Below are 24508 nucleotides of genomic sequence, written 5' to 3'. Positions count from 1 at the left end.
TTGTATGATGTAGTAGGTGTTCGCTTTAAGAAGGCCGGAAAGGTATATTACTTTGATCCGAATCAGTTCGATATCTCAGAAAATGAGTTTGTAATTGTAGAAACGGTAAGAGGTATTGAGTACGGAAAAGTAGTTATTACCAAAAAGCAAGTTGATGAAAATGACGTTGTATTACCGCTAAAAAAAGTTATTCGTATTGCAAATGAAAATGATCGTACCATTGTTGAAGAGAATAGGCATGCTGCGAAAGAAGCATATCAAGTTTGTCAACAAAAGGTAGGAGAACATAATCTTGATATGAAGCTTGTAGATGTAGAGTATACGTTCGATCGTAATAAGATTATTTTTTACTTTACTGCGGATGGTCGGATTGATTTCCGGGAACTAGTGAAAGACTTAGCGGCAATTTTTAGGACAAGAATTGAGCTGAGACAGATCGGCGTTCGTGACGAAGCAAAAATGCTTGGTGGTATTGGTCCATGTGGTCGTATGCTTTGTTGTTCTACTTTTTTAGGAGATTTTGAACCTGTATCCATTAAAATGGCAAAGGATCAAAATTTATCATTAAATCCTGCAAAAATCTCTGGTTTATGTGGTCGCTTAATGTGTTGCTTAAAATATGAGAATGATGAATATGAGGCAGCAAAGGAACAACTTCCTGATTTAGATCAACGTATACAAACACCGCACGGTACTGGCCGTGTTATCGGATTAAATATTTTAGAAAGATTAATTCAAGTGGAACTAGTAGACAAGGAACGGATAGTAGAATATACGTTAGATGAATTAATGAATAAAGGGGTCGTTTCGAGTCAAACCACAGATTAATGAGGTGGGTGCTTGTGGAGAAAAAGGATATTTTTGCATCGGTTTCTAGTATGGAAGAGCAAATTGGACATTTATACAAACAGTTGGGAGAATTAAAACAACATCTTGCAGAATTATTGGAAGAAAACCAACATATAAAAATGGAAAATGAAAATTTGCGACATCGTTTTGAAGAAGTGCAGAACAAGGAAAAACAAAAAACTCAAAAACGCAAAGAAATGAAGGCGAAGACAGATATTGGTGAAGGCTACGATAATCTAGCGAGACTATATCAAGAAGGTTTTCATATTTGCAATCTACATTATGGAAGTGTACGTAAAGAGGGAGATTGTTTATTCTGTCTGTCATTTTTAAATAAAAAGTGAGATTACCTTTCCAATATAATTGGAAAGGTAATTTTTTATACATGAGAGTAGAATGAAATTTATTTTTACATTAATAGAAGATGAAATAGGGTAGGTTAAGTGTAAGAAAGGGAGCAATATATGAATTTATATGAAGATGAGCGTTTAGATTACTTATTAGCGCAAGATATGAAGATTGTACAAAGTCCATCAGTATTTAATTTTTCTTTGGATGCTGTTTTACTTGCAGATTTTGCTTGGGTGCCAATTCAAAAAGGTAATTTACTTGATTTGTGTACAGGTAACGCAGTTATCCCTCTTTTATTAAGTACAAGGACAAAAGGGAAAATTACAGGTGTAGAAATTCAAGAGCGCTTATATGATATGGGAATAAGAAGCGTTCAATACAATAATTTAGCAGAAAGAATTCATTTAATCCATGGAGATTTGAAAGATATGCCGGAGAAACTTGGACGTCATCAATATGATGTTGTAACATGTAATCCTCCTTATTTTCAAACACCACAAACTTCTGAGAAGAATATGAATGAACATTTAGCGATAGCTCGTCATGAAATTATGTGCACACTAGAAGATGTTGTATACGCAAGTAGCCAGCTAGTGAAGCAGGGTGGGAAAGTAGCGTTTGTGCATCGTCCAGGTCGTTTGCTCGACATCGTCACATTAATGCGTAAATACAAAATTGAACCGAAACGTGTGCGATTTGTTTATCCTAAGGCTGGTAAAGAAGCGAATACATTGTTAATTGAAGGAATTAAGGATGGGAATGCTGATTTAAAAATCTTACCACCTCTTTTTGTATATGAAGAAAACAATGAATATACAAAGGAGCTTCGTTCAATTTTATATGGAGAAGAATAAGCATTGTTTTTATGTGGTGGAGTGTTCTGATGGAAGTTATTATGCTGGATACACGAATCATATAGAAAAACGGATTCAGACCCATAATAGTGGAAAAGGTGCTAGATATACACGCGCTAGACTTCCAGTTGTTTTAAAATATGTAGAGGATCATGAGGATAAGCGAACGGCTATGCAAGCTGAGTATCACTTTAAGCAGTTAACGAGGAAAAAAAAAGAAGAATATATGCAAAAAGGAGAACGCTATGTGGCAGCAAAAAAGCTTTCAGCAAAATGAAAAGGGAGTTTTATATTTAGTACCGACTCCAATCGGAAATTTAGAGGATATGACATTTCGTGCAATCCGAATTTTAAAAGAGGCAGACATTATTGCAGCGGAAGATACAAGGCAAACGAAGAAACTTTGTAATTACTTTGAAATTGAAACACCAGTTATGAGTTATCATGAGCATAATAAAGGAGTAAGTGGACGGAAAATTTTAGATAAGTTAGAAGAAGGTAAGACTGTAGCCATTGTGAGCGATGCTGGTATGCCATGTATTTCAGATCCTGGTTATGATATCGTTGTAGAGGCTGTAGCAGAACAATATCATGTTATCCCGCTTCCTGGGGCAAATGCAGCCCTTACAGCATTGATTGCATCAGGACTTGAGACAAAACATTTTTATTTCTATGGTTTCCTGCAAAGAAATAAAAAGGGACGTAAGCTTGAATTAGAAAAGCTACGCTATATTCCAACTACAATGATGTTTTATGAGGCGCCACATCGTTTAGATGATACTTTAATCTCTATGCAAGAAGTATTAGGAAATAGGGAAATCGTATTATGTCGTGAGCTAACGAAAAAATTTGAAGAGTTTATTCGTGGAACAATTGAAGAAGGGATTGAGTGGACGAAGCAAAATGAAGTTCGTGGTGAGTTTTGTATTTTAGTAGCAGGTTCAACAGAAGAACCTACTCCAGAAGAACAATGGTGGGAAGCTATTTCAGTATATAATCATATTGAACATTATATAAATGAAAAAGGTATGAATTCAAAAGAAGCGATAAAAACAGTCGCTAAAGATCGAGATTTGTCGAAACGAGACGTATATCAAATCTATCATGTGGATAAAAAATAAGCTTCTCATAATTGAGAAGCTTATTTTGCTGTTTCGATATAATCTTGAAGTTCGTTTAAGACTTGTTCAGCGCCTTCTTTACTTAAGATAATTTTACCTTCAGCTAAAGATAGGTTACCATCAGATACTTCACCAGTTACTTGGCAAGTCATGTTTGGTTTATATTTCTTTAAGATGATTTTTTCATCATCAACGTAGATTTCAAGAGCATCCTTTTCTGCAATACCTAAAGTACGGCGTAATTCGATTGGAATTACTACACGACCTAATTCATCAACTTTACGAACGATACCAGTAGATTTCATAATTCTTTTCCTCCTAAATAAATAGTTTATAAGTTTCGAGTCTATTTTTTTGATTCGTCATTTTTCGACAAAATACCCTATGGACATATGATACCAATCATTTACATTTCCGTCAATTATTAAATTCTATATTTTAAAAAAAGATTTATAGATTTTTATACTTCTTATATATGATAGAATGTAAGTCATTTCTACAATTGTTTTGTATTTTTTTGTAATGTTTATACTTTTCGGGAAATATATTGTATATTTTTTTTGAATATGAGTAATAGATGATAAAGATATCGAGCATTAACTCGTTTTTATCCCGCTATTTGCGAGCAGTAAGACTCCCACTTTAAAATTTAGCCGGAGCAAAGAAGTTAAGTGGGAGTCGGGCTGCTCGTAAAAGCCCGATTGGTGTGGGCTAATAATCCATGGGGGATGAACCCTCTCCACGGATTAAAGTTTCACTTTATATATGAGTTTTTGATATACTGTTTATAAATACATATGAGGTTATTCGGGAGGTCCAAAACGATGAAAGAGGAAAATAAGTCCTTTTATATTACTACCCCAATTTATTATCCAAGTGGAAAGTTACACATTGGACATGCTTATACGACAGTAGCAGGAGATGCGATGGCACGATATAAGCGTATGCAAGGATACAATGTTCATTATTTAACAGGAACTGATGAGCATGGACAGAAGATCCAAAAGAAAGCAGAAGAACTAAATGTTACACCACAGGCATATGTGGATAACATTGTATCAGGGATTAAAGAACTTTGGGAGAAGATGGATATCTCTTATGATGATTTTATTCGTACAACTGAAGATCGTCATAAAGATGTTGTTGAGAAAATCTTCAAGCAGCTAGTAGATCAAGGCGATATTTATCTTGATGAATATGAAGGTTGGTATTCTGTACAAGATGAAACATTCTATACAGCGCATCAATTAGTAGATCCAATTATGGAAGGTGACAAAGTAGTTGGCGGAAAAAGCCCAGATAGTGGTCACGCTGTAGAACTTGTTCGCGAAGAGTCTTATTTCTTTAGAATGGGTAAATATGTAGACCGACTATTAAAGTTCTATGAAGATAACCCACATTTCATTCAGCCGGAGTCCCGTAAAAATGAAATGATTAATAACTTCATTAAACCAGGATTAGAAGATTTAGCTGTTTCTCGTACTTCATTTGACTGGGGAGTTCGTGTTCCAGGTAACCCAAAACACGTTATTTACGTATGGGTAGATGCGTTGTCTAATTACATTACTGCATTAGGATACGGAACAGAAAATGAAGAGAAGTATAAAAAATTCTGGCCAGCAGATGTCCATTTAGTTGGGAAAGAAATCGTTCGTTTCCACACAATTTATTGGCCAATTATTTTAATGGCTTTAGATTTACCACTTCCGAAGAAAGTCTTTGCTCATGGCTGGATTTTAATGAAGGATGGAAAAATGAGTAAGTCAAAAGGAAACGTAGTAGATCCAGTTACACTAATTGATCGTTACGGATTAGATGCATTGCGTTACTACTTACTTCGCGAAGTTCCATTTGGATCTGATGGAGTATTCACACCAGAAGGATTTGTTGAACGAATCAACTTTGATTTAGCGAATGATTTAGGTAACTTATTAAATCGTACAGTAGCTATGATTGATAAATACTTTAACGGGGAAATCCCTGCATTTAAAGCAAATGTAACTGAGTTCGATGAAACGTTAGTGACATTTGCCAAAGATACATTGAAAAAAGTAGAAGAGGCAATGGAGAATATGGAATTCTCTGTAGCGCTAAGTTCCATTTGGCAATTAGTTAGCCGTACGAACAAATATATTGATGAAACGCAGCCGTGGGTATTAGCGAAGGATGAGAATGATCGCGAAAAACTTGCGTCTGTAATGGCCCACTTAGCTGAGGTACTTCGTCAAACAGGTATTATGCTTATGCCATTCCTAACAGTAGCACCAAGTAAGATGTTTGCTCAACTTGGACTTACTGAAGAGGCGCATAAATCTTGGGAAAGCCTATCTACAATTGGATGTATTCCAGCTGGAACAAAAGTAGAAAAAGGAAACCCAATCTTCCCTCGTTTGGAAATGGAAGTAGAAGTGGGGTATATTAAAGAACAAATGCAAGGTTCTGCTCCTAAAGTAGAAGAGAAAAAAGCAGAAGAACCAAAGGCAGAAGAAATTACAATTGATGATTTCTTTAAAGTAGAATTACGAGTAGCTGAAGTAATATCCGCTGAACCTGTGAAAAAAGCAGATAAGTTGTTAAAAATTCAGCTTGATTTAGGTACAGAGAAGCGTCAAGTGGTTTCTGGGATTGCTAAATTCTATTCCCCAGAAGAACTAAAAGGTAAAAAGGTTATTTGTGTAACGAATTTAAAACCTGTAAAATTACGTGGTGAATTATCACAAGGTATGATTTTAGCAGGTGAAGAGAATGGCGTATTGTCATTAGCATCAATTGACCAGAATTTACCAAATGGTACAAAAATCAAGTAATTGAGACAAGAAAAGAGATGTTTCACGTGTAACATTGGTGAAGCGTCTTTTTTCTTTTTACATTCCGTTTTTTGCATTAAAATTGAAGTATTGTTATCGTTAAGTTAGAAAGAGTGTAGTTTTTCTATGAGAGAATTGATTTCAATATAAAAGGAGTTATTTATTATGTTGTTTGATACACATTCACATTTAAATGCAGAGCAATTTGAAGAAGATTTACAAGAAGTTATCGCGAGAATGAAAGAAGCGGGAGTTACATATACAGTTGTTGTTGGATTTGATGAAGTAACGATAAAGAAAGCAATTGAATTAGCAGAGGCTTATGATTTTATTTACGCTGCAGTTGGATGGCATCCTGTTGATGCAATCGATATGAAAGAAGAACATTTAGCTTGGTTAGAAGAATTAGCGGCTCATCCTAAAGTAGTTGCAATTGGGGAAATGGGATTAGATTATCACTGGGATAAGTCTCCAAAAGAAATACAGAAGGAAGTATTCCGTAAACAAATTGCATTAGCGAAAAAGGTGGAATTACCGATTATTATACATAACCGCGATGCAACTCAAGATATTGTTGATATCCTAGAGGAAGAGAATGCAGCTGAAGTAGGGGGCATTATGCATTGCTTTAGCGGTAGTGTAGAAGTAGCGCAGCGATGTGTCGATATGAACTTTTTAATTTCATTAGGTGGTCCAGTAACATTTAAAAATGCCAAGAAACCGAAAGAAGTTGCTATGGAGATTCCGTTAGAAAAATTATTGATAGAGACAGATTGCCCGTATTTAACACCACACCCATTTCGAGGGAAACGAAATGAACCTAGTTATGTAAAACTGGTAGCAGAAGAAATTGCGAATTTAAAAGGAATTTCTTATGACGAAGTAGCACAAGTAACAACAAAGAATGCCAAATCCTTATTTGGTGTTGAATAAAAAAGAATGGGGAGTCCCATTCTTTTTTTATTTTTTGAGAAGAGAGATAGTAGAAGTGATAAGAACCAACTATTTACTCATAACATAAGTGTAGAAATATTGCGGATAAATTAAGATGGAGATAGAAGTGTTACAATAAGGATAGTGAACAAAGATTTTTCTCTTCTACTTTTTAAAATGTACGATTGGGAAAATAATAATGGAAAAGTCGTCATTTTTTTGTTTTACTAAGTAGAGATGAAAAGAGTGTGGAGGCAAGCATGAAAATTAAAGAGATTATCGTTGTAGAAGGTAAAGATGATACAGTTGCGATTAAACGTGCTGTTGATGCGGATACAATCGAAACGAACGGTTCAGCAATCGGTGATCACGTTATTGAGCAAGTTAAATTAGCGCAGCAAAAACGAGGCGTTATTATTTTCACAGATCCGGATTATCCTGGAGAGCGTATTCGAAAAATTATTTCTGACAAGGTTCCTGGATGTAAGCATGCTTTTTTAACGAAGGAAGAAGCACTTGCTAAAAGGAAAAAAGGTGTTGGAATCGAACATGCTTCTAATGAGTCGATTCGCCGTGCTTTAGAGAATATACATGAAGAAATGGAAGCTTACACAAGTGAAATTAGTTGGAGTGATCTAGTCGATGCGGGCTTAGTGGGCGGAGAAATGGCAAAGAGTCGCAGAGAAAGAGTGGGTAAGCTATTAAAGATTGGTTATACAAACGCAAAACAGTTACATAAACGTTTACAAATGTTTCAGGTTTCAAAGGAATCATTTGCAGAAGCTTATAAGCAAGTAATACAGGAGGAAAAAAAATGAAGGATATCGCAACACCAAATCGTACGAAAGACATTGTTGAAAAGTATGGATTTTCATTCAAAAAAAGTTTAGGACAAAATTTTTTAATTGATACGAATGTATTAAATCGTATCGTTGATCACGCAGAAATCGGTTCAGAAAGTGGCGCAATTGAAATTGGACCAGGTATCGGTGCGTTAACAGAGCAATTGGCAAAGCGTGCTAAAAAAGTAGTGGCTTTTGAAATTGATCAGAGATTATTACCAATTTTAGACGAGACGTTAGCTCCATATAGCAACGTTACAGTTATAAATAAAGATGTACTAAAAGCAGATGTACATGAAGTGTTTAGTGAGCAATTTGAAGAAGGGCAAGATGTAATGGTAGTAGCTAACTTACCATACTATATTACAACGCCAATTTTATTTAAATTGCTTGAAGAAAAATTACCGGTTCGTGGATTTGTTGTTATGATGCAAAAAGAAGTTGGGGATCGTTTAGCTGCTAAACCAGGAACGAAAGAGTATGGTTCTTTATCAATTGCCATTCAGTATTATACAGAGGTAGAAACAGTTATGACTGTACCGCGTACAGTGTTTGTGCCACAACCAAATGTTGATTCTGCGATTATCCGTCTTCTAAAGCGTCCTAAACCAGTTGTGGAAGTGACAGATGAAACTTTCTTCTTTGAAGTAGTACGAGCAAGTTTCGCACAGCGTCGTAAAACTTTAATGAATAATTTATCAAATAATTTAAATGGTTTCCCGAAAGATAAAGAGCTGTTGGATCGAATTTTGACAGAAGTAGGAATTGATCCGAAGCGAAGAGGCGAAACGCTATCTATCGAAGAGTTTGCAACATTAAGTAATGCATTAATTCTTCATAAATTGTCATAAGAATATGAAAGGGACAGTTCAACTTGAGCTGTCCCTTTTGTCACCTTTCCTTTCCTAAATTCATACTTTAAAAACAGGTAAGATGGCCTAACGAGTTTGGAGTTTGGAGGTAGGAGAATGGATTTACATGTTGGAGAATTAGTTGAACGATATTCTCATAATAGGGATATTCTTTTTCGTATTATAGAAATAAAAGGCGATATGGCAATATTATTTGGAGAGGAAATTAGACTTGTGGCGGATGCACCACTTGCAGATTTAGTTAGTATAGATCAACGAGAACATAAAAATAGAGTGAAGCGTGAAAAAGAAACGATGGAGCGTACTTACCGGTTGTTTCAGCAAGATTACGTGTTGATGAAACAAAGACATGAACATAATTCAACTGGTGGATATACAAGTGAAGTGAATTATTTTCAAATGCCAGGACGTGTATTGCATATAGATGGAGATCCTTTATATTTGCGCAAGTGCTTAGATTTATATAATAAAATAGGCGTTCCTGTTCAAGGTATTCATTGTAAGGAAACGGAGATGCATGAAAAGGTAGTAGACTTAATAGATCATTTTCGCCCAGACATTTTAGTTATTACAGGACATGATGCATATACAAAGTCAAAAGGAGTTATGGGAGATTTAGCAGCATATAGACATTCTAGACATTTTGTACAGGCCGTTCGAGAAGTGCGGAAAAAGTATCCATCGTTAGATCAACTCGTTATTTTTGCTGGGGCTTGTCAATCACACTTTGAGGCGTTGATTCGGGCAGGTGCTAATTTTGCTAGTTCACCGTCTAGAATTAATATTCATGCTCTAGATCCTGTATATGTAGTTGGCAAAATTAGTTTCACTTCATTTATGGAAAGAGTAAATGTATGGGACGTTGTGCGTAATACAATTACTGGCGAAAAGGGACTAGGCGGAATTGAAACAAGAGGGATTTTACGAACAGGATTGCCCTTTCAACATTATGACGAATGAGCAAGGTACATACGTATCTTGCTTTTTTATGTGGAAATGATTTAAATGAGTCTGGATAAAAAGCGGCAAGAACGTGCAGACTATACAATGATACTTTTAGAATATAGTATTTCTTCTATCTATTTGAACGCATGATGCTTTTATAATGATATTGTCTGTGAATTGCGGTTAATAATTGGGATAGATATATCGTGTTTTAAGTGTTCAATCTAAATTACAGCGAGGTGTAGCAAAGTATATGTCAAAACGTTTAGATGAAATTAAAAGCGAATTAGATCACCATCTTGGACAGCGACTTATGTTAAAGGCAAATAGTGGGAGAAGAAAAACTGTGGAGCAATCAGGTGTACTTGCAGAAACGTATCGTTCTGTGTTTGTTGTACAATTAGACCAGCAAGAAGATGCATTGCAACGTGTATCTTATAGTTATGCAGATGTTTTAACAGAGACAGTAGAGCTAACATTTTACGATGAATCTCAAAATGAAGTATTTTATAATTAATGTATTTTTTGTTACATATATTCCCATAAATGAAAAGCTATATTATTTTGCATACTAATTATACCGTAGCAAAATAAGGAGGGACTCTGCATTGAGTAGACGAAGAGGAGTCATGTCAAATCAATTTAAAGAAGAGCTTGCAAAAGAGCTTGGATTTTATGATGTTGTTCAGAAAGAAGGATGGGGCGGAATTCGTGCGAAAGATGCTGGTAATATGGTGAAACGTGCTATAGAAATTGCAGAACAGCAATTAATGAAACGAAACCAGTAGTTGTAAGATACTTTCTATGCTACGGTAGCCGAGGAGAGATTCCTCGGCTTTTTGCACGCTAAAAGGTGCCATCATTTGACATAAGTAGTTTCATTCTGAATGCTTTTCGATATAATTAGGGAAGTGTCATCGTCTTACTATAAATTTATGGTAAAATAAACGATAAAAGATTGAGTACATAGAGTGGGTGAATAGATTGAAGCTACTAGTGAAAGCACCAGCAAAGATTAATCTGTCGTTAGATGTACTGGGAAAAAGACAAGATGGATATCATGAAGTGAAAATGATTATGACAACAATCGACTTGGCAGATCGTTTAGAGCTAACGGAATTAGCAGAAGACCGTATTGAAATTTTGTCCCATAATCGGTATGTCCCAGACGACCAACGCAATTTAGCTTATCAAGCAGCGAAATTATTAAAAGTGAAGTTTAATGTAAAAAAAGGTGTGTCTATTACTATTGAAAAAACGATTCCAGTAGCCGCTGGATTAGCAGGTGGAAGTAGTGATGCAGCAGCGACATTACGTGGCCTTAATAAGTTATGGAATTTAGGGCTAACTATCGATGAATTAGCAAAGCTTGGCGCAGAAATTGGATCAGATGTATCGTTCTGTGTATATGGTGGAACTGCTATTGCCACTGGAAGAGGAGAAGAAATTGAACATATAAAGACTCCGCCTTCTTGTTGGGTTGTTTTAGCAAAGCCCCACATTGGTGTATCTACTGCTGACGTGTACGGAAATTTAAAATTAAATCGTGTTACTCATCCAAATGTAGATAAAATGGTTGAAGTCATTAACCATGGCGATTATAAAGGAATTTGTGATACTGTTGGTAACGTTTTAGAAGATGTGACGTTTGCGATGCATCCCGAGGTTGCACGTATTAAATCACAGATGAAACGCTTTGGGGCAGATGCCGTATTAATGAGTGGAAGTGGCCCAACTGTATTTGGTCTTGTACACCATGATTCGCGAATGCACCGCATATATAACGGGTTAAAAGGATTTTGCGAGCAAGTATATGCAGTGCGTTTATTAGGAGAGCGAGAAACGCTTGAATAAAGACGTATAATACGTTATGATTTGTTTAGAATATTCGTGATTTGGGGTGAGAGTATGAAAATTAGACGAAGTACAAGATTGGTCGATCTGACGTATTACTTGTTACAAAATCCTCGTCAGCTAGTTTCTCTCACTTTTTTTGCTGAAAGGTATCAATCGGCTAAATCTTCCATTAGTGAAGATTTAGTTATTATTAAGCAAACGTTTGAACAACAAGGTGTCGGCACATTGCAAACGGTACCAGGAGCAGCAGGAGGAGTGAAATATATTCCTTATATAAGTGAAGAAGAGGCAAATCTGATTATTAACGAGCTTTGTAGCTTATTTGAAAACCCAGACCGTATTTTGCCTGGCGGTTACTTATATATGACGGATCTTTTAAGTAATCCTCGCCAGATTAATGGCGCAGGTCGTTTATTTGCTTCTGTTTTTGCTAGGCAACCAATTGATGCGGTTATGACGGTAGCGACAAAAGGAATTCCGCTTGCTTATGCAGTAGCGAACTACTTAGATGTACCGGTAGTAATTGCGAGAAAAGATAATAAGGTAACAGAAGGACCCACTGTTAGTATTAACTATGTATCAGGTTCCTCTAAGCGAATCCAAACGATGACTTTAGCAAAGCGTAGCCTTCCAGAAGGGTCCAATGTTTTAATTATTGATGACTTTATGAAAGCTGGCGGAACCATTCAAGGTATGATGAGCATGCTAGAAGAGTTTAAAGCTAATGTTGTTGGGATTGGCGTATTAGTAGAGTCTACGGATATTGAAGAAAGACTTATTAATAACTTTGTATCATTAATTCGTCTGTCAGAAGTTGATGTGAAAGAAAAAGCGATTCAAGTGGAAAAGGGGAATTATGCACTTGCACCATTTGATAAAGGGCTTGTAGAGGCTGAGTAAAAAGGTAAAGCAGATAGCTTTACCTTTTTTTATTCCTATTTATAAATTACAAAATAGATGGACAAACTGCCTTTGGTACACTATTTTTAAAGAGTAAAAATAAATAATAAAAGGGTGAAAAGTATGAAAGTTGTTCAAACAAGCAAAGCACCACAGGCAATCGGACCATATTCACAAGGGATTATTGTAAATAATATGTTCTATAGTTCAGGACAAATTCCGTTAACGGCAAGTGGAGAACTTGTAACAGGAGATGTAACAGTACAAACAGAGCAAGTATTTGAAAATTTACAAGCGGTATTAGCAGAAGCAGGTGCTTCATTTGATACAGTGGTAAAAACAACAGTATTCTTGAAGGATATGGATGATTTTAATGCTGTTAATGGAGTATACGGTTCTTATTTCTCTACTCATAAACCAGCGCGTTCTTGTGTACAAGTAGCAAAATTACCGAAAGATGTTTCTGTTGAAATCGAAGTAATTGCCCTAGTTAAGTAACTCTTTGTAAGCGATAACCTCTACTAATCCTTATATTCAACTACAATAAAAATTTTTATCTTAAAAATTTTTAAAAAATTAAAGGAAAAATAGAAATTTTGTGGAATTTATACAAATATATCGCTTATTTAGAAAAGGGTGGTGAACACAAGATGGAAGTGACTGACGTAAGATTACGCCGCGTAAACACAGAAGGCCGCATGAGAGCAATTGCCTCTATTACTCTAGACCATGAATTTGTTGTTCATGATATTCGTGTAATTGATGGTAATAATGGATTATTTGTAGCAATGCCAAGTAAACGTACTCCAGATGGAGAATTCCGTGACATTGCACATCCAATTAATTCTAATACACGCTCTAAAATTCAAGATGCGGTTTTAACAGAGTATCATCGTTTAGGCGAGTTAGAAGAGGTTGAGTTTGAAGAAGCAGGCGCTTCGTAAAATTCGAATGAAAAGGGCTTTTGAAAGAAAGTCTTATAATTTTGTAGCAAACTCCTGTAAGCATTTACAGGAGTTTGTTTTTTTTTTGAATAATACACGTTTCTAATTATAAAAATTCATATTTTGAAAAAATAAAGATGAAAAACTTCTAATTTTTTCAAAATCATTTAAAATAGTATAGCTTATTCCTTAAAAAAGATACTAAAGAGTAAAACATCTTATAAGAATTATGGTAAAATTTAATAGTTATAATGTGTTTCTTGAAATATATGATGATTTAGGATAATATCGTTAATGGATAAATAGGTTGCGATGGAGGGTCTATATGTCAAACAGATTTGCAGTGATTCTAGCTGCAGGTAAAGGCACACGTATGAAGTCCAAGCTATACAAAGTGCTGCATCCTGTATGTGGAAAACCAATGGTACAACATGTAGTCAATGAAGTATCTCAATTAGGATTGCAGAAACTTGTAACAGTCGTTGGACATGGTGCTGAAAAGGTACAAGAACAGCTAGGAAACGTAAGTGAGTTTGCATTACAAGCAGAACAACTTGGTACAGCTCATGCTGTTGATCAAGCTGCAAGTGTACTTGCAAATGAAGAGGGAACAACTTTAGTTATTTGTGGTGATACACCTCTAATAACTGCTGAAACGATGGAAGCATTGCTTCAGCAACACGAAGAAGCGGGAGCAATGGCGACGGTACTAACAGCGTACATAGAAGAGCCTGCTGGATATGGCCGTATCGTTCGTAATGAGAATGGTCATGTTGAAAAGATTGTTGAGCATAAGGATGCAAATGAAAAAGAATTAGCTATTAAAGAAATCAATACAGGTACGTATTGTTTTGATAATAAAGCTTTATTTGCTTCACTTTCTAAAGTTTCAAATGATAATGTACAGGGCGAATATTACCTTCCGGACGTTATTGAAATTTTAAAAAATGAAGGTCATATTGTATCAGCTTATCAAACAGAGCACTTCGATGAAACGTTAGGTGTTAACGACAGAGTCGCTCTATCGCAAGCGGAAATTATTATGAAAAATCGTATTAACAGAAAGAACATGGTAAATGGTGTTACAATTATTGATCCAAGTAACACATACATTTCTGCGGATGCAGTTATTGGTAGTGATACAGTTCTTCACCCAGGAACGGTTATTGAGGGGAACACTGTAATTGGTTCTGATTGTGAAATTGGACCGCATACAGTAATTCGCGATAGTGAAATTGGAGATCGTACGGTAATTCGTCAATCTACTGTACATGACAGCAAACTTGGTACAGAAGTATCAGTTGGTCCATTTGCACATATTCGCCCAGATTCAGTTATTGGAGATGAAGTGCGCGTTGGAAACTTCGTAGAAATCAAAAAAACTGTTTTTGGTAATAGAAGTAAAGCTTCACACTTAAGTTATATCGGGGATGCACAAGTTGGAGAAGACGTGAATCTTGGTTGTGGTTCAATTACGGTGAACTACGACGGCAAGAATAAATTTAAAACTGTAATTGGTAACGGGGTATTTATTGGATGTAATTCAAACCTTGTTGCGCCTGTAACAGTTGAAGATGGTGCTTATGTGGCAGCAGGCTCTACAATAACAGAGAATGTTCCATCAAAAGCATTATCAGTAGCACGTGCACGTCAAGTTAACAAAGAAGACTATGTTGATCAATTGCTGAATAAGAAAAAATCATAATGTGGAGGGTTAATCTAGATGTCGACTCAATATCTAAATTCTAATTTGAAAGTATTCTCTTTAAACTCTAATAAGGAACTTGCTGAGCAAATCGCAAAGCATATTGGAGTAGGACTAGGAAAATGTTCTGTTGATCGTTTTAGTGATGGAGAAGTTCAAATTAACATTGAAGAAAGTATCCGTGGTTGCGATGTATTCATTATTCAATCTACAAGCTTCCCAGTAAACGAACATATCATGGAATTACTTATTATGATTGATGCATTAAAACGTGCATCTGCAAAAACAATTAATATTGTTATTCCTTACTATGGTTATGCGCGTCAAGACCGTAAAGCGCGTTCTCGTGAACCAATTACATCGAAACTTGTAGCAAACTTGCTTGAAACAGCAGGTGCAACTCGTGTAATCACTCTAGATTTACATGCTCCGCAAATTCAAGGATTCTTTGATATCCCGATCGACCACTTAATGGGTGTACCGATTCTTTCAGACTACTTTGAAGCAAAAGGCCTTAAAGATATCGTAATCGTATCTCCTGATCACGGTGGTGTAACTCGTGCTAGAAAAATGGCAGATCGCCTAAAAGCGCCAATCGCTATTATTGATAAGCGTCGTCCTCGTCCGAATGTATCTGAGGTAATGAACATTATCGGTAACATCGAAGGCAAAACAGCAATTTTAATTGATGACATCATTGATACAGCTGGTACAATTACATTAGCGGCAAACGCTCTTGTTGAGAACGGTGCTTCTGAAGTATATGCTTGCTGTACACACCCAGTATTATCTGGTCCAGCAATTGAGCGTATTCAAAATTCGAATATTAAAGAGTTAGTTGTAACGAACTCTATCGTATTACCAGAAGAGAAGAAAATTGATAAAGTACATGAACTTTCAGTTGCTCCATTAATCGGAGAAGCAATCATTCGTGTATACGAAGAAGAATCTGTAAGTGTATTATTCAATTAATTGGATAGAATGAGACGTAACCAAGCTTGGTTACGTCTTTTCGTATCGAAAAAAGAAAGTAGTGGTACAAGAATGAAATTAATAGTAGGACTTGGGAACCCAGGTAGAGAATATGAATTAACAAGGCATAATATTGGATTTATGGCAATCGATGAACTTGCAAAACGTTGGAGTATTTCTTTGAATGAACAAAAGTTTAAAGGGGTATTTGGCGCAGGTTTTGTTAATGGGGAAAAAGTAATCTTACTAAAGCCACTTACATATATGAATTTATCTGGGGAAAGTATCCGTCCACTCATGGATTATTATAAAATTGATGTCGAGGACTTCATTGTTATGTACGATGATTTAGATATTCCTGTAGGTAAATTACGCCTTCGCATGAAAGGTAGTGCGGGTGGACATAATGGTGTGAAATCAACAATTTCACATTTAGGAACACAAGAATTTCAACGTATCCGCATGGGAATCGATCGTCCGAAAAATGGGATGAAAGTAGTGGATTACGTATTAGGACGTTTTACATCTGAAGAAATATCTGGCGTTAATCAATCCATTGAAAATGCAGCAGATGCATGTGAGGAATGGTTAAATAAACCTTTTCTCCAAATCATGAATACTTTTAATAGTTAAGCGCACAATCTGGAATATTTTATTTTGTTTTATCCCATACTAGTAGCAATTGGATATTTAGGAGGCTAGTATGGAAGGTTATTATTACTGTAGACATTGTGGAAGTAATGTGGGCTCCATTATCGCAGAAAAAGTATATAGCGACGTTTTGTTTCAACTAACAGAGCAAGAAGTAGTGGATATGATTCATTTTCATGAGAATGGAAATATATATATAAAAACGATTTGTGAATCGTGTCAAGAAACGCTCGCATCTTATCCTGAGTATTATGAATATGAAAAATTTCTGCAATAAAATGTTGTCGCTTTGGCATGTCCAAAGCATTTTTCTGTTTTCTTTTTCCAAAATATTTGCATAAAATATAGTAACTTGCTCTTTATGTTGAGAGGAGTTTTGAAAATGATAGGTTTATTAGAGCAATTTTATAAAAATGAAGAAATACAATCGGTTATTAATGGGCTAGAAGATGGGTTGAAAGAACAACTTGTATCGGGTATGGCAACATCCTCTCGTTCATTATTAATGGCAGCTTTATATAAAAAGACAAAGCAATCACAACTTATCGTGACGCACAATTTATACCAAGCACAAAAAGTACATGAAGATTTAGTGGCGTTACTTGGTGAAAAAGATGTTTGGCTATATCCGGTAAATGAATTGATAGCATCGGAGGTTGGTGTTGCAAGTCCAGAATTGAAGGCACAGCGTATTGAAGTGTTAAATCGCTTAGCTGCAGGAGAGAATGGGATTATTGTAGCGCCAGTTGCAGGGCTGCGTAGGTTTTTACCAATAAAAGAATTATGGAAGCAAAGGCAAATTGAAATCAATCTAGGGCAAGAGATTGATTTAGATGCACTCTTGCATACTTTACATCATATTGGCTACGAGCGTAAGTCAATGGTAGAAGCTCCAGGAGAGTTCAGTTTACGCGGGGGAATATTAGATATTTACCCATTAACGGAAGAATTACCGTTTCGTATTGAATTCTTCGATACAGAAGTCGATTCTATTCGATTGTTTGATGTGGATGAACAGCGTTCTCAAGATAAAAAGGAAAGTGTTAAGTTCGGTCCAGCAACAGAGTTTTTATTTTCACAGGAAGAATTGAAATCGGGAATTAAGCATCTTGAAGAAGGTTTGACTAAGACGATGCAAAAGCTTTCCGATGATAAATTAAAGACTACTGTGCTTGAGACGGTTAGTCATGAAATTGAAATGTTGAAAAACGGGCAGAGTATAGAACAAATGTTTAAATATTTATCTATTTTCTATAAAGAACCTGCTAGTCTGATAGATTATTTACCAGAAAATGGTGTTGTAATTTTAGATGAGATTTCCCGTATTCAAGAAACAGCATCACATCTTGAAACAGAAGAAGCGGAATGGTATATATCACTTCTTGGCGAAGGAACAATTATTCAGGATTTATCTTTCTCCCACTCGTTTGAGGAGTTTCTTCATAATAAAAAAAGAAGTTTTGTATATTTAACGTTATTCTTACGCCATATAGCACACACGCATCCTCAAAATATTGTAAATGTGACATGTAAAACGATGCAAGATTTCCACGGACAGATGCATTTGTTAAAAACTGAAATTGATAGATGGAATGAAGGTAATTTTACGACCGTTGTGCTTGGAACAGATGATGAACGTGTAAAAAAACTACAACATATTTTAAGTGATTATGATATTGATGCAGACATTGTAGAGGCGACAGATATCTTATTGCCTGGAAGGTTACAAATTGCTGTAGGTGATTTACATGCAGGCTTTGAAATGCCGATGCAAAAGTTTGTTGTCATTACTGAAAAGGAGCTTTTTCATAAGAAGGTTAAAAAATCACAACGTAAGCAAAAGTTATCTAACGCTGAACGTATTAAAAGTTATTCCGAATTAAAAGTTGGAGACCATGTAGTTCATGTAAATCATGGTATAGGTAAATTTTTAGGTATTGAGACATTAGAGATTAATGGTGTTCATAAAGATTATTTAAATATTAAATATCAAGGTAATGATAAGTTATACGTTCCAATTGAACAAATTGATCAAGTGCAAAAATACGTAGGGTCTGAAGGTAAGGAACCAAAAGTTTATAAATTAGGCGGAAATGATTGGAAGAAGGTCAAAACGAAAGTTGAAAAATCTGTACAAGACATTGCAGATGACCTAATTAAATTATATGCCGAGCGTGAAGCTTCGAAAGGTTATGCATATACACCAGATACGGCAGAGCAACAAGAGTTTGAATCTTTATTCCCATATCAAGAGACAGAGGATCAATTACGTTCTATTGAAGAGATTAAGAAAGATATGGAACGCGGACGTCCGATGGATAGGCTTCTTTGTGGTGACGTAGGATATGGAAAGACTGAAGTAGCTATTCGTGCGGCATTTAAAGCAATTATGGATGAAAAACAAGTTGCGATTTTAGTACCAACAACAATCCTTGCACAACAACACTATGAAACAATTCGAGAGCGTTTTCAAGATTATCCGATTAATATAGGGTTACTAAGTAGATTCCGTACACGAAAACAACAAAATGAAACGATTAAAGGTTTAAAAGATGGAACGGTGGATATTGTAATCGGAACGCATCGTATTTTATCTAAAGATGTTACTTATAAAGATTTAGGACTTCTTATTATTGATGAAGAACAAAGATTCGGCGTTACACATAAAGAAAAAATTAAACAATTGAAAGCAAATGTTGACGTGTTAACATTAACGGCAACTCCGATTCCACGTACACTTCATATGTCTATGCTTGGTGTGCGCGATTTATCTGTTATTGAGACACCACCAGAGAATCGTTTCCCAGTACAAACATATGTAGTAGAGTATAATCCAGCGTTAATGCGAGAAGCGATAGAGCGTGAGTTAGCAAGAGGCGGTCAAATTTACTTCCTATATAACCGTGTGGAGGATATTGAAAGAAAAGCAGATGAAATTTCGATGTTAGTTCCAGATGCTCGTGTAACATACGCACATGGGAAAATGAATGAAGGTGAATTAGAGTCTGTTATGCTATCGTTTTTAGAAGGGCAGCATGATGTTCTTGTAAGTACAACAATTATTGAGACGGGTGTAGATATTCCGAATGTAAATACATTAATTGTATTTGATGCAGATCGTATGGGATTATCGCAGTTGTATCAGCTTCGTGGTCGTGTTGGGCGTTCTAATCGCGTCGCGTATGCATACTTTGCATACAAACGTGATAAAGTGTTATCGGAAGTTGCAGAGAGGCGTCTGCAAGCAATTAAAGAGTTTACAGAGCTTGGATCTGGTTTCAAAATTGCGATGAGAGACTTATCAATTCGTGGTGCGGGTAATTTGTTAGGGGCAGAACAACATGGATTTATTGATTCTGTCGGATTTGATCTATATTCTCAAATGTTAAAAGATGCAATTGAGCAACGTAGAGGAACAGACGGAGTTGAAAATACCGTTAATGTTGAAATTGATTTAGAAGTAGATGCATATTTACCGGATGCGTACATTTCAGATAGTAAACAAAAAATTATGATGTATAAACAATTTAGAGGTATTTCTGCAATTGAAGATATTGAAGAGTTGCAGGAAGAGATGATCGACAGATTTGGTGATTATCCACAAGAAGTTGGTTATTTATTACAAATTGCAAACATTAAGGTGTTGGCAATGAAAGAACAAATTGAGTTAATTAAGCAAAATAAATTTGAAGTAACATTCCTGTTTTCTGAACAAGCGAGCCAAAATATAGATGGTGGAAAATTATTCATGCTAGGAAGTAGTTTTGGCCGTATGATCGGTCTTGGTATGGAGGGGTCACAATTGAAAATTGTGATGAAAACGAATGGATTAGAGACGTCGAAATGGTTAACAATTGCTGAAAATTTATTAAAAGGCTTGCCAGATGTAAAAAAAGAAGTAATAAATGCCTAATATAAGATAAAAAATACAATTCGACGTGCATAGAAGAACTAATGTGTAAAATACTATGTTTAATAGTTGGTGATTTTTACATGAACAGGTAAATTCACCACTTTGATCATCAGTAGAAAGTGAGGCAGCATTAGAATGAAAGCAACTGGAATCGTACGTCGAATTGATGATTTAGGCAGGGTAGTAATTCCGAAGGAAATTCGTAGAACTTTACGTATTCGTGAGGGAGATCCACTAGAAATATTTGTTGATCGCGATGGAGAAGTGATTTTGAAAAAATATTCTCCAATTAGTGAACTAGGTAATTTTGCAAAGGAATATACGGAAGCTTTATACGATAGCTTAGGACATAATGTGCTTGTATGCGATCGTGATTCTATTATCGCAGTAGCAGGCGCATCTAAAAAAGAATACTTAAATAAAAGTGTTGGCGATTTAATTGAGAAGACAATGGAAGAGCGTAAGTCTGTAATTATGACAGATGAAAGCGAAATTTCAATTATTGATGGAGTAACAGAAAAAGTGAGCTCTTATACAATTGGCTCGATTATTGCAAATGGAGATCCAATCGGAGCTGTCGTTATCTTCTCTAAAGAGGCTATTATAAGTGAAGTAGAGCATAAATCAGTAAATACAGCTGCAAGCTTTTTAGCGAAACAAATGGAGCAGTAGCGAAGTGTAATTTCTATAAGTAGCAATCTTTCCTAATTATGATATTTCTATTTGAGAAATTAACTATTTGGAGATATAAGTATATTGAACGAAGGTAGCGCTTTGCTACCTTTTTTCATTGAATATTTTTGCTGTTGAAAGAAGTCAGTGAATGTAAGGAATATGAAGGAGAGCCAGTTTTTCTTTGTGATATAATACGAGGGGTGAGAATAGAAAAAGGAGTTTTCTTGTATGGAAGCGAAGAAGTACCAAGCCTTTTGGCGTGGGGCTATTATATTAACAATCGCAAGTTTTGTTACGAAGGTATTAAGCGCTTTTTACCGTATTCCATATCAAAATATAGCGGGTGATGTTGGTTTTTATATTTACCAACAAATTTATCCGTTTTATGGATTTTGTTTGATTTTAGCTACTTATGGGTTTCCCATTATTATTTCAAAAATGGTCGCAGAAAGATTAGAACGAGGAAAACAAAAAGAAGCAGAAGAAATTATTTGTGTATCTTTTTGGTTTTTATTAGGAATTGGATTTATAGGATTTTTCACATTATTCTTTGGGGCCGAAACAATTGCATCGGCTATGGGCGATATACATTTAGATAAATTATTACGCGTTATTTCGTTTTCATTCCTACTAATGCCATTTTTATCTGTAGCGAGAGGATATTTTCAAGGATTCAATAATATGATGCCGACGGCTGTTTCGCAAGTAATTGAACAAACGATTCGTGTTTCTATTATTGTATTTTTATCACTATTCCTTATTGCTCATGGATTTGATTTATATACAGTTGGTGCGGGTGCCATGCTAGGTTCAATTGCAGGCGGGCTTATTGGGATTATCGTACTTTTACTTTATATGCGTCATGATTTCCATGCTATTTTCTTCAAAGGATGGAAGGGAATTAGAAATAAAAAAGGGATTGTTCGAATCCTTTTTTGGCAGGGATTAGCGATTTGTGTTAGTAATTTAGTCCTTATTTTTATACAAATGGCGGATTCTATTTCCTTGTATACTTTGCTTATTCGTGCGGGAGAGCAAGTTGAAAATGCAAAGGTATTAAAAGGTGTTTATGATAGAAGTATCCCGCTTATGCAATTAGGTACTGTTGTGACAACTTCTTTCTCATTGTCACTTATTCCTATTATTACAGCGGCGAAAGAAAGAGGAGATCTTTCATTTATTCAAGAAAAGGTAAAGTTAGCAATGAAAATAACATTTGTTATTGGATCTGCAGCTGCTATTGGATTAACTTGTATTATTCAACCTACAAATATTATGTTGTTTGAAAATAGTGATGGATCAGATGTGTTATCGATTTTATCTTTATCTATTTTATTTAGTTCATTGTCAATTACAACTGCTTCCATTTTGCAAGGAGTGGGACAAACATTAAAACCAGCAATATTCGTTGTATTTGGAGGTTGTTTGAAGTTAGTTTTAAACTATATATTAATGCCGTATTTTGGTGTAAAGGGAGCTGCAATTGCAACTTTAGTTGCGCTTATTGTAATTGCCTTGCTAAATAGTGTGTTACTTATGCGAGCTGTATCGGAGCCGCTTATTGATAGGCGGAATATGTTAGGTGTAGCTATTAGTGGTATCGGTATGGGGTTTGTATTAATAATCTTTATGCGTATGTTACGAATGTCCGGATTAGTAATTGATACAGGACATAGAGGAATTGCGACGCTTGAAGCGCTGTTAGGTGTAGCTATCGGTGGATTAGCATATATGTTTTTAATTTTAAAATTACGTGTATTTACAAAAGAAGAATTAGGAACCGTTATGAAACAAGAGAAAAAAGAAGGTTCGTTGAAGAAGAGTGGATAGAGGTGACTGGTTGTGAGTGGAATCATTACTATTTTAGGATTAGGTGCTGGTGAGTTAGATCAGTTAACAATGGGTGTATATCGAAAGATAAAAGAAGCAGACCATATGTTTGTTAGAACGAAGGAGCACCCAGTTATAGAAGAATTGGAGAAAGAAGCTATAAAGTATACGGCCTTTGATAATGTATATGAGGCACATGATACATTTGAAATCGTATATGAAACAATTGCGAATACATTGTTAGAACAAGCTAAAGGCGCAGAAATTATTTATGCTGTTCCAGGTCATCCGCTTGTAGCAGAAAGAACAGTTCAGCTACTTTTGGAAAAAGGAGAAGCAGCAAATATTGAAGTGCGAATTGAAGGTGGACAAAGTTTCCTTGATCCGATGTTTGCAAGTCTAAAAATTGATCCGATTGAAGGGTTCCAATTAATTGATGCTACATCATTTGAAAGAGGACAATTAGAATTACGTCAACATTTAATCTTTTGCCAAGTGTATGATGCATTCGTTGCTTCAGATGTGAAGCTAACGTTAATGGAGATTTTGCCAGATGATTACGAAGTGTATATCGTAACAGCTGCAGGGACTTCATTCGAGCAAGTGAAAAAGGTATCGTTATACATGTTAGATCACGAAACAGAATTAAATAATTTAACGAGTGTGTATGTACCGCCAGTTAAGGAACGTGCGTCCTTATATCAGCAGTTTGATGTGCTTAGAGCAATTATTGCTGATCTTCGTGGACCGAATGGTTGCCCATGGGATAAAAAGCAAACTCATCAATCTTTAAAGAAATACTTAATTGAAGAAGCGTATGAAGTGCTAGAAGCAATTGATGAAGAGGATGATGATCATTTAGTAGAAGAACTAGGTGATATATTATTACAAGTTATGCTTCATGCCCAAATTGGAGAGGATGAAGGTTGGTTCTCTATAGATGATATTATTCGGACTTTAGCTGAGAAAATGGTTCGTCGTCATCCGCATGTGTTTGGGGATACGGATGTAAATAATGCTGATGAAGTGATTGCAAATTGGGAAGAAATTAAAAAACAAGAAAAGGGATTCGTGAAAGAATCTGTTTTAGCGGGTATTCCAAAAAGCTTGCCACAACTAATGCGTGCTTATGAAATTCAGAAGAAAGCTGGAAAGGTTGGATTTGATTGGGTTGATGTGCAGCCGATGATAGAGAAGGCCTTAGAAGAATGGCAAGAATTCCAACAAGAAGTTGTAAACATGGATGAGAAAAAGATGCTAGGTGAATTTGGTGATTTACTATTTGCATTTGTGAATATAGCTCGTCATTATAAATTAGATCCAGAAGAAGCGTTACGTTCAACTAATGAGAAATTTATGGATCGCTTTTTATACATGGAAGCAAAAGTAGCTGAAATGAATAAGGAAATGCAAGATTTATCATTAGAACAGTTAGATATTTTATGGGAAGAGGCAAAACAAACAGAGCGTTAATAGGGGGATTTGAT

Annotated in this window: 25 protein-coding genes; 24 read left to right on the top strand and 1 reads right to left on the bottom strand. The window is 35.6% G+C overall.

The annotated features are described in order from the left end of the window. From JFU54_RS04320 to rsmI, 5 genes are all read left to right on the top strand, one after another. A complete protein-coding gene (locus tag JFU54_RS04320; RefSeq protein WP_002009637.1) occupies window positions 1-828 on the top strand; it encodes a PSP1 domain-containing protein in 828 nt (275 codons plus the stop codon). Between the two features lie 14 nt (window positions 829-842). Further along, window positions 843-1193 carry a DNA replication initiation control protein YabA gene (yabA, locus tag JFU54_RS04315; RefSeq protein ID WP_002009639.1) on the top strand — a complete coding sequence of 117 codons (351 nt, stop codon included), beginning with the start codon at window positions 843-845 and terminating at the stop codon, window positions 1191-1193. A gap of 120 nt (window positions 1194-1313) precedes the next feature. Further along, the gene (locus JFU54_RS04310) at window positions 1314-2054 is read left to right on the top strand and encodes a tRNA1(Val) (adenine(37)-N6)-methyltransferase (RefSeq protein ID WP_002029328.1); all 741 of its coding nucleotides are present in this window, start codon (window positions 1314-1316) and stop codon (window positions 2052-2054) included. Continuing rightward, window positions 2041-2331, top strand: a complete 291-nt coding sequence (locus tag JFU54_RS04305) for a GIY-YIG nuclease family protein (RefSeq protein WP_002130207.1) — start codon at window positions 2041-2043, stop codon at window positions 2329-2331. The genes JFU54_RS04310 and JFU54_RS04305 overlap by 14 nt, the downstream gene beginning before the upstream one ends. Continuing rightward, window positions 2300-3175 carry a 16S rRNA (cytidine(1402)-2'-O)-methyltransferase gene (gene rsmI / locus JFU54_RS04300; protein ID WP_201063797.1) on the top strand — a complete coding sequence of 292 codons (876 nt, stop codon included), beginning with the start codon at window positions 2300-2302 and terminating at the stop codon, window positions 3173-3175. The genes JFU54_RS04305 and rsmI overlap by 32 nt, the downstream gene beginning before the upstream one ends. A gap of 20 nt (window positions 3176-3195) precedes the next feature. Here rsmI and JFU54_RS04295 read toward each other — a convergent pair whose 3' ends face one another. After that, on the bottom strand, window positions 3196-3480 hold the full coding sequence (locus JFU54_RS04295) for a transition state genes transcriptional regulator AbrB (RefSeq protein WP_000843037.1): 285 nt from the start codon (window positions 3478-3480) through the stop codon (window positions 3196-3198). Window positions 3481-3999: 519 nt separating this feature from the next. On the opposite strand from JFU54_RS04295, the gene metG reads away from it, so the two are divergent. The 19 genes from metG to yabN all read left to right on the top strand — a co-directional run bounded on the left by metG (window position 4000) and on the right by yabN (window position 24494). After that, window positions 4000-5982: a methionine--tRNA ligase gene (gene metG / locus JFU54_RS04290; RefSeq protein ID WP_002029324.1), complete on the top strand. Its 1983-nt coding sequence runs from the start codon at window positions 4000-4002 to the stop codon at window positions 5980-5982. A 165-nt stretch (window positions 5983-6147) separates the two neighbouring features. Beyond that, window positions 6148-6915, top strand: coding sequence for a TatD family hydrolase (locus JFU54_RS04285; RefSeq protein ID WP_201063796.1), 768 nt, complete (start codon window positions 6148-6150; stop codon window positions 6913-6915). Between the two features lie 260 nt (window positions 6916-7175). Further along, a complete protein-coding gene (gene rnmV / locus JFU54_RS04280; RefSeq protein ID WP_002029323.1) occupies window positions 7176-7733 on the top strand; it encodes a ribonuclease M5 in 558 nt (185 codons plus the stop codon). Next, entirely contained in the window at window positions 7730-8608 is an 879-nt protein-coding gene (gene rsmA / locus JFU54_RS04275; RefSeq protein WP_002091590.1) for a 16S rRNA (adenine(1518)-N(6)/adenine(1519)-N(6))-dimethyltransferase RsmA, read from the top strand. The genes rnmV and rsmA overlap by 4 nt, the downstream gene beginning before the upstream one ends. Window positions 8609-8725: 117 nt before the next feature. Then, window positions 8726-9589, top strand: coding sequence for a sporulation peptidase YabG (gene yabG, locus JFU54_RS04270; protein ID WP_002009651.1), 864 nt, complete (start codon window positions 8726-8728; stop codon window positions 9587-9589). A 238-nt stretch (window positions 9590-9827) separates the two neighbouring features. Continuing rightward, entirely contained in the window at window positions 9828-10091 is a 264-nt protein-coding gene (gene veg / locus JFU54_RS04265; RefSeq protein WP_002009653.1) for a biofilm formation stimulator Veg, read from the top strand. A 91-nt stretch (window positions 10092-10182) separates the two neighbouring features. Further along, window positions 10183-10362, top strand: a complete 180-nt coding sequence (sspF, locus tag JFU54_RS04260) for an acid-soluble spore protein SspF (protein WP_002094215.1) — start codon at window positions 10183-10185, stop codon at window positions 10360-10362. A gap of 196 nt (window positions 10363-10558) precedes the next feature. Further along, the gene (ispE, locus tag JFU54_RS04255; protein WP_012260164.1) at window positions 10559-11428 is read left to right on the top strand and encodes a 4-(cytidine 5'-diphospho)-2-C-methyl-D-erythritol kinase; all 870 of its coding nucleotides are present in this window, start codon (window positions 10559-10561) and stop codon (window positions 11426-11428) included. 54 nt (window positions 11429-11482) lie between these two features. Continuing rightward, window positions 11483-12331: a pur operon repressor gene (purR, locus tag JFU54_RS04250; RefSeq protein ID WP_002091587.1), complete on the top strand. Its 849-nt coding sequence runs from the start codon at window positions 11483-11485 to the stop codon at window positions 12329-12331. A gap of 123 nt (window positions 12332-12454) precedes the next feature. After that, window positions 12455-12829, top strand: coding sequence for a RidA family protein (locus JFU54_RS04245; protein ID WP_201063795.1), 375 nt, complete (start codon window positions 12455-12457; stop codon window positions 12827-12829). Window positions 12830-12981: 152 nt separating this feature from the next. Continuing rightward, window positions 12982-13275, top strand: a complete 294-nt coding sequence (gene spoVG / locus JFU54_RS04240) for a septation regulator SpoVG (RefSeq protein WP_000454042.1) — start codon at window positions 12982-12984, stop codon at window positions 13273-13275. A 325-nt stretch (window positions 13276-13600) separates the two neighbouring features. Beyond that, on the top strand, window positions 13601-14980 hold the full coding sequence (gene glmU / locus JFU54_RS04235) for a bifunctional UDP-N-acetylglucosamine diphosphorylase/glucosamine-1-phosphate N-acetyltransferase GlmU (protein WP_002166365.1): 1380 nt from the start codon (window positions 13601-13603) through the stop codon (window positions 14978-14980). Window positions 14981-14998: 18 nt separating this feature from the next. Beyond that, entirely contained in the window at window positions 14999-15952 is a 954-nt protein-coding gene (locus JFU54_RS04230; protein WP_002091580.1) for a ribose-phosphate diphosphokinase, read from the top strand. A gap of 72 nt (window positions 15953-16024) precedes the next feature. Continuing rightward, window positions 16025-16585, top strand: a complete 561-nt coding sequence (gene pth, locus JFU54_RS04225; protein ID WP_002144538.1) for an aminoacyl-tRNA hydrolase — start codon at window positions 16025-16027, stop codon at window positions 16583-16585. Window positions 16586-16655: 70 nt separating this feature from the next. Next, window positions 16656-16880, top strand: coding sequence for an anti-sigma-F factor Fin family protein (locus tag JFU54_RS04220; RefSeq protein ID WP_002091576.1), 225 nt, complete (start codon window positions 16656-16658; stop codon window positions 16878-16880). 105 nt (window positions 16881-16985) lie between these two features. After that, window positions 16986-20516 carry a transcription-repair coupling factor gene (gene mfd, locus JFU54_RS04215; RefSeq protein ID WP_016102352.1) on the top strand — a complete coding sequence of 1177 codons (3531 nt, stop codon included), beginning with the start codon at window positions 16986-16988 and terminating at the stop codon, window positions 20514-20516. Window positions 20517-20651: 135 nt separating this feature from the next. Then, entirely contained in the window at window positions 20652-21188 is a 537-nt protein-coding gene (gene spoVT, locus JFU54_RS04210; RefSeq protein WP_002009670.1) for a stage V sporulation protein T, read from the top strand. A 231-nt stretch (window positions 21189-21419) separates the two neighbouring features. Next, a complete protein-coding gene (locus JFU54_RS04205) occupies window positions 21420-23021 on the top strand; it encodes a putative polysaccharide biosynthesis protein (RefSeq protein ID WP_002029318.1) in 1602 nt (533 codons plus the stop codon). A 12-nt stretch (window positions 23022-23033) separates the two neighbouring features. Continuing rightward, a complete protein-coding gene (gene yabN / locus JFU54_RS04200; protein ID WP_002009675.1) occupies window positions 23034-24494 on the top strand; it encodes a bifunctional methyltransferase/pyrophosphohydrolase YabN in 1461 nt (486 codons plus the stop codon). Window positions 24495-24508 lie beyond the last annotated feature (14 nt).

This window comes from Bacillus sp. TH19 (genome assembly GCF_016651075.1).
Taxonomy (GTDB): domain Bacteria; phylum Bacillota; class Bacilli; order Bacillales; family Bacillaceae_G; genus Bacillus_A; species Bacillus_A mycoides.
The sequence above is the reverse complement of the archived record's forward strand: the minus strand, read 5'-3'. Positions and strand labels throughout refer to the sequence as shown.